This window comes from Sulfurovum sp. (assembly GCF_041551015.1).
Lineage (GTDB): Bacteria > Campylobacterota > Campylobacteria > Campylobacterales > Sulfurovaceae > Sulfurovum.
Window position 1 is genome coordinate 1 of the sequence record NZ_JBFENQ010000123.1, and the last position, 5,181, is coordinate 5,181.

The 5,181-nt window shown below is 33.6% G+C and carries 10 protein-coding genes; 5 read left to right on the forward strand and 5 right to left on the reverse strand.

All coding sequences use genetic code 11. The features are described 5' to 3' along the window. The 3 genes from ABZC96_RS08075 to ABZC96_RS08085 all read left to right on the forward strand — a co-directional run. The coding region (locus tag ABZC96_RS08075; protein WP_373030337.1) for an EamA family transporter at positions 1–367 on the forward strand (367 nt) is incomplete at its 5' end. A 59-nt stretch (positions 368–426) separates the two neighbouring features. Continuing rightward, positions 427–1,443: an endonuclease/exonuclease/phosphatase family protein gene (locus ABZC96_RS08080; RefSeq protein WP_373030338.1), complete on the forward strand. Its 1,017-nt coding sequence runs from the start codon at positions 427–429 to the stop codon at positions 1,441–1,443. 155 nt (positions 1,444–1,598) lie between these two features. Then, complete coding sequence (locus ABZC96_RS08085) at positions 1,599–2,105, forward strand: shikimate kinase (protein ID WP_373030339.1); 507 nt, start codon at positions 1,599–1,601, stop codon at positions 2,103–2,105. 36 nt (positions 2,106–2,141) lie between these two features. Here the strand turns inward: ABZC96_RS08085 and ABZC96_RS08090 are convergent, their stop codons facing one another. After that, positions 2,142–2,504, reverse strand: coding sequence for a hypothetical protein (locus ABZC96_RS08090; protein WP_373030340.1), 363 nt, complete (start codon positions 2,502–2,504; stop codon positions 2,142–2,144). Between the two features lie 132 nt (positions 2,505–2,636). Between ABZC96_RS08090 and ABZC96_RS08095 the strand changes: the two genes are divergently transcribed. Then, positions 2,637–3,068 (forward strand): bacteriohemerythrin, encoded by a 432-nt coding sequence (locus tag ABZC96_RS08095; protein ID WP_373030341.1) that lies wholly within the window; start codon positions 2,637–2,639, stop codon positions 3,066–3,068. Between the two features lie 17 nt (positions 3,069–3,085). Here ABZC96_RS08095 and ABZC96_RS08100 read toward each other — a convergent pair whose 3' ends face one another. Continuing rightward, positions 3,086–3,421, reverse strand: a complete 336-nt coding sequence (locus ABZC96_RS08100; protein WP_373030342.1) for a hypothetical protein — start codon at positions 3,419–3,421, stop codon at positions 3,086–3,088. A gap of 141 nt (positions 3,422–3,562) precedes the next feature. Continuing rightward, on the reverse strand, positions 3,563–3,811 hold the full coding sequence (locus ABZC96_RS08105; RefSeq protein ID WP_373030344.1) for a transcriptional antiterminator Rof: 249 nt from the start codon (positions 3,809–3,811) through the stop codon (positions 3,563–3,565). Between the two features lie 183 nt (positions 3,812–3,994). Between ABZC96_RS08105 and ABZC96_RS08110 the strand changes: the two genes are divergently transcribed. Continuing rightward, complete coding sequence (locus tag ABZC96_RS08110; protein WP_373030346.1) at positions 3,995–4,411, forward strand: hypothetical protein; 417 nt, start codon at positions 3,995–3,997, stop codon at positions 4,409–4,411. A gap of 128 nt (positions 4,412–4,539) precedes the next feature. Here the strand turns inward: ABZC96_RS08110 and ABZC96_RS08115 are convergent, their stop codons facing one another. Together ABZC96_RS08115 and ABZC96_RS08120 are read right to left on the reverse strand one after the other, a co-directional pair. Next, positions 4,540–4,935: a hypothetical protein gene (locus ABZC96_RS08115; RefSeq protein ID WP_373030347.1), complete on the reverse strand. Its 396-nt coding sequence runs from the start codon at positions 4,933–4,935 to the stop codon at positions 4,540–4,542. A gap of 71 nt (positions 4,936–5,006) precedes the next feature. Continuing rightward, positions 5,007–5,165, reverse strand: a complete 159-nt coding sequence (locus ABZC96_RS08120; protein WP_373030349.1) for a 16S rRNA (uracil(1498)-N(3))-methyltransferase — start codon at positions 5,163–5,165, stop codon at positions 5,007–5,009. Positions 5,166–5,181 lie beyond the last annotated feature (16 nt).

The following is a 5,181-nucleotide window of genomic DNA, read 5'->3' on the forward strand; positions in this document are numbered from 1 at the left end:
AAAACGTGCAAGAGTCTACTGCTCAGCGGAGACTATATTAGGATTTAGAACTGTGGTGGGATTGCCTTTTATAGCACTCCTAGCATACCTACTTGAACCTTCAGTCTCTTATGAAGATTTTATGTCTGCACTACCCTACATGTTTCTCATTGCCACAGGCATCTATGTAGTATCTAAGATCATGTGGATAGAAGCCCTAAACCGTATGTCTATCACAAAACTCTCAGCCATGTTGGCACTCTTACCTATGATGACACTTTTTTTTGCATATATTTATTTAGATGAAGTGCCAGAATTTCGACAAATTATGGGGATCATTCCTGTGCTTGTGGGTGGGTATCTGATTACTAAGCCCATGGAGGGTTAAGGTGTTATTTCATTTTAAGCCAAATTACCCTGACACCAATAGTTAGATATACTTGCATTATGAAAATAAGACTAGGTACATTTAACCTTTTTCAATTTGTAGAGCCTCCTTACTCTTGGTACACAAAAAAAGATAAGTTCAACCAAAGGCAATGGTCTGAAAAGACTACATGGATAAAGAATCAAATTCTAAAAATGGATTGTGATATTATTGGATTTCAAGAAGTATTTTCAAGAAAGGCTTTAAAAAATCTTGTTGAAGACTTAGGTTTTAAATATTTTAAAATTGTGGATGTTGCAAAATTAAGTAAAAAAAATAGATATAAATATGTAACTACTACAGTTGCCATCGCCTCAAAATACCCTATAGAAAACATACAAGTAGTAGAAGTACATGTTCCTAGTATTGACAAGCACAATTTTGAAGGTGTATTTCATTTTTCAAGGATACCTATAAAGGCAACAATAACACTTCCTAACAAAAAAGAACTTTTAGTCTATGTATGTCATTTAAAATCAAATAGACTAAATGAGTTTGAATACGTATTTAATGAAAGCCATAGTTTAGAGCATAAAAAAGAATTGGTATTCAAAGCGTTAGAAGATAAATATTCTACATCTTTAAAACAAAGATTATGTGAAGCATCTTCACTTTTCTTTGATATACAAAAATACAAAAATCTACCCACTGTTCTACTGTGTGATTTAAATGATAAAGAGTTTTCCATCACCATTGATGCATTATCAAATAACAAATACCATGATGATAAAAGCAAAGAAAATTTTGTCTTACATGATGCAAGTTATCAATACAAAGAAGAGGTGTATAATCCTCATCCAGAGGCAAAAGAAGAAAAAAGAAAAGCTACGAGTTATTTTTTAGGAAAGGGAAATGTATTAGATTATATTTTTATCTCACATGATTTTCATAAAAATAACAAAGATAAAATTGCCGAGGTCACTGACTACACTGTTTTAGATGAGCATTTACAAGAAAATAAAGATGGTTCTTTACTTAAAAGTGATCATGCACAAGTAGTTTGTGAATTAACTTTTATTGATGGGAAAATAATCTAGCCTGGCCCCCTTTTACTCGCATTATACAACTCTTTGTAAAATCACCCCTGTGAGTGAATAGCAAGTTATTTAAATAACTAATACCGTCTAAAGAGTATTACAGTATAGTCACGCTTATGAAAAGACAAATGAACACATTACAAAAGGGGTAGAAATTGGTCTACGATAACATAGTCTTAATAGGTTTTATGGGAAGTGGTAAAACTAGTGTGGGTAAAATTCTCGCAAGGCAACTATTTAAAAAATTTGTGGATGTTGATAGTATTATTGAAGTAGAGCAAAACAGTAGTGTTTCTGATATTTTTAAAAATAAGGGCGAAGACTATTTTCGTGCTCTTGAACAAAAATGTATTAATGAACTAACTCAAAAGACGGGTCAAGTGATTGCTACAGGTGGTGGACTACCTATATACAGTTCTATATCAAAGAAGTCTCTCATTGTTTATATAGACGCTGACTTTGAGGTTATACTGAACCGCTTGCCAGCAAAAGAACGTGATAAACGGCCTTTACTTCAGGATGAATCTAGGGCCAAGGCTTTGTTTAACCAGCGTATAGATACATATAAGGAACTAGCAACTTTCAGTGTTGATGCAAACCAAAGCATACCGACTTTTATACATGTTATACGTGATTTTATTTTAGATCAAAGAGTTTTATAATTTGGTAACTATTATTTATTTTGTTTTTCCTTAGACTTAAGAGAGATCCAAATAGATACTACTAATAATAATTTTATACGCTTCATTATGCTTGTTAGAAGCATCACCCGTAATGGTTAAGGTCTCATTGTCTTCATCATAACTAAACATCTGTTCTGTGATCTTAAATGCTGTTTCAAACTCAATATCATTTATCTCATGAAGATTTACATGAATATCACTTGTCCCAATAATGTTAAAACCTATTCTAGTCTCTTCTGCAAACTTTCTATTATCGCCAACATAATATCTTGTTTCAAACTTATTATCATAACCCATAGCAGTGTTGGGGGAGATGTCGTTATTCTTTAAAAAAGTATTGATCTCTTCTCTATTTCTTTCTTCTTTAGTGAGTGCCATATTTACTCCTATACATTTTAACTATTATTATAAACTAATTTGAGCCATAATATAACATTAGGGTGAAAAACCTTGACATTTATCAACACGATTATGGCACATATACATTATAATACTCATAAAGGAATTACTATGGCACTAGTTTATATCGAGCAAGTAGAAGAGATGCGTGTTAATCAGATGCAACAGACTCATGAAGATGAAATCAAGATACTTAATGACATTGACAAGCTTGCCTTCTTACAAGAAAGAGGAGAAGCTACAATGGAAGAACTCGAAAGTAAAATCAATGCATACCTAGACCATGTAAAAGAGCACTTTGCAAATGAAGAAAAACTAATGCGAAAGTACGACTTTCCAAAATATGACATGCATAAAACAGCACATGATATGTTTTTAGAAGAGCTTAACGATGCAGTTAAACTGTGGAAGCGTTATGAAAACATCACTAAAATCACCAACTTTATACGTAGAACACCTGAGTGGATTGTACTGCATGTAAATACAGTAGATGCCCCAACGGCAGATTTCCTCGCTAAAAAAATGGATCAGGTTGAAGGTTGAGTACCTAACACTTTTTTTTAAGAGCAGCCACAACCTGTACCGCAGCTCTCATTAGTAGCGTTATCTGTAGACTCAAGAGACCAATCATCAGTGGAACCACAACCAACATCACAACTAACACCAGTACTGCAGCCAGAGACATAAGTAGCATTCATAGCCACTCTGATTACAAAGTTATCATCTTCAGCTCTTTGAGCATAGAAAGTATGTTTACTGCAGAATTCTTCATTCATAAGTTCAGCGACGATATTTGCATAATTATATGCATCCTTCTGCGTTTGAAATGTATTATTATTTGCGTACTCACTTTTTTTAAAACATTCACATTCTTTTTCCATTTGTACTGTATACATAAAGTGTTTCCTTTAGATTATTAAATTATGGAAGTAGAGGGAAAACTAACTATAGAAGCCCTCCTCTACTTTGTCACACGTCAACTTGTCGGAATGATACCATTACTTACTTATTATCATCAATAATAGCGATATTTCTTTCTAATCTTCTCTATGTCTTTTCCCATTAAATGTAACCACCAACGACAATCTTATTTTTTCATTTGTATCTAATACCAAAAATTCAAAACCTTCGATGACTTCCATTGTTTTTACCAAAACTTTTATTTGTTGTTTCTCTTTCTTTTTTTCTTGTTCTTCATTTTGATAATATTCAATCGTAGAAGGAATTTTTCTTTCCATCGCAACTGTTAATTGATCAAAAAATTCATTTGATATAGGGTTATACATAAGTACCTTTCTTGAAATGTAAATGCTAAACAAAAGTATACTCAAAAAATCAAAGGGGTACTTTTCTAGTTCTTTTACAAAAAATACTAAGCCTACAGGGTATAAACCACAACCAGAAACAGATTTATATGTTACACTACCTACTATTTTAGTTACTATCTAAGAGTTTTACAAGGATTAAAAATGACATATAATGATTGGTATGAAGCACATGCTAAAAAGCATGCAGCGATTATGAAAGAACTTGAAGGCCTCGATGAATATGACACAGTCCAGTACTTTATTTTTGAAAATATGGTAGAAAAAGAGCCAGACTTTTGTGAACTTTACGCTACAAATACCAAATGCCACGAAATGTATGAACTCAACTGCTATATGTGTGGATGTCCACACTTTAGGTTCAACCAATCACCTGTCATGCAAGATGAACTAGAGTATCACTCTGTTTGCTCCATTAACTCAAAACGGGGAAAACGTGCTATCACAAATGGAGAAGTACATCAAGACTGCTCTGGATGTACCATACCGCATGGGGAAGATTATATACTCAGGAATTTTGATCGGGATTGGCTTAAGATGATGGAAAATGTTAAAAATTAGATCTCATTTTACGGTTGGTCGTGGGTTAGTTGATAAAAGGCTGAGTACCATCAAGCCTTATGGAAGCCTAATGGGAATAATATAGTAAAAAGAAGGTGAGTTTTAGTGCTTACCTGACACCTATTCTTTTATAAATCAAAAGATAGATTGGCAAATGCCCCTTCGACACTTTGTGCACTCTTATAGCGGGTAGCAAGTACTCTTACCTTTTTGGTCTGCATATCACATATGGCAATGCGGAAGCTCATACCCATTTGTGGCTCGACGATACAGATGATTTTTCCTTCATATTCTCGTGTGGCGTGGATGATACCCTGTAGTTTTGGGAAAAAGTATTTCGGATAACTTAGCGGTGTGATCTCAACGATCTTTATCTGATCGTGTTTTTCAAGGGTATCGAGTATAAGCTGTGCATCTTCCATACTCTCAAACTGTACACACCAATCATCAAAAAATTTATTGAAATTTTTTAGATCTTCATCTAAAAAACCTCCAGCAAGTGATTGTAAAGCAAAAATTCCCATTTATATTATCCTGTATTTTAAAGGCCGAATATTAGCACAATTCTGGATAAAGACACGAAAAGCGTGTACTGTCATTCCTTTAACCAATGACCAAGTAACACATTGACCACAGTTTCTGTACGTAGGATCCTTTGTCCTAAACTAACAGATGTACATCCTTGTTGGCAAAGTAAGTCAACTTCATAGTCTATCCAACCGCCTTCTGCTCCAATACATAGTACCTTTGGCATATTATCTTTATTGTTA

Bases quoted from the DNA above. Each gene is read 5' to 3' on its own strand.
- ABZC96_RS08095 (WP_373030341.1), top strand. From the start codon at position 2,637: ATGGCACTAGTTTATATCGAGCAAGTAGAAGAGATGCGTGTTAATCAG.
- ABZC96_RS08100 (WP_373030342.1), bottom strand. From the start codon at position 3,421: ATGTATACAGTACAAATGGAAAAAGAATGTGAATGTTTTAAAAAAAGT.
- ABZC96_RS08090 (WP_373030340.1), bottom strand. From the start codon at position 2,504: ATGGCACTCACTAAAGAAGAAAGAAATAGAGAAGAGATCAATACTTTT.
- ABZC96_RS08110 (WP_373030346.1), top strand. From the start codon at position 3,995: ATGACATATAATGATTGGTATGAAGCACATGCTAAAAAGCATGCAGCG.
- ABZC96_RS08115 (WP_373030347.1), bottom strand. From the start codon at position 4,935: ATGGGAATTTTTGCTTTACAATCACTTGCTGGAGGTTTTTTAGATGAA.
- ABZC96_RS08120 (WP_373030349.1), bottom strand. From the start codon at position 5,165: ATGCCAAAGGTACTATGTATTGGAGCAGAAGGCGGTTGGATAGACTAT.
- ABZC96_RS08080 (WP_373030338.1), top strand. From the start codon at position 427: ATGAAAATAAGACTAGGTACATTTAACCTTTTTCAATTTGTAGAGCCT.
- ABZC96_RS08105 (WP_373030344.1), bottom strand. From the start codon at position 3,811: ATGTATAACCCTATATCAAATGAATTTTTTGATCAATTAACAGTTGCG.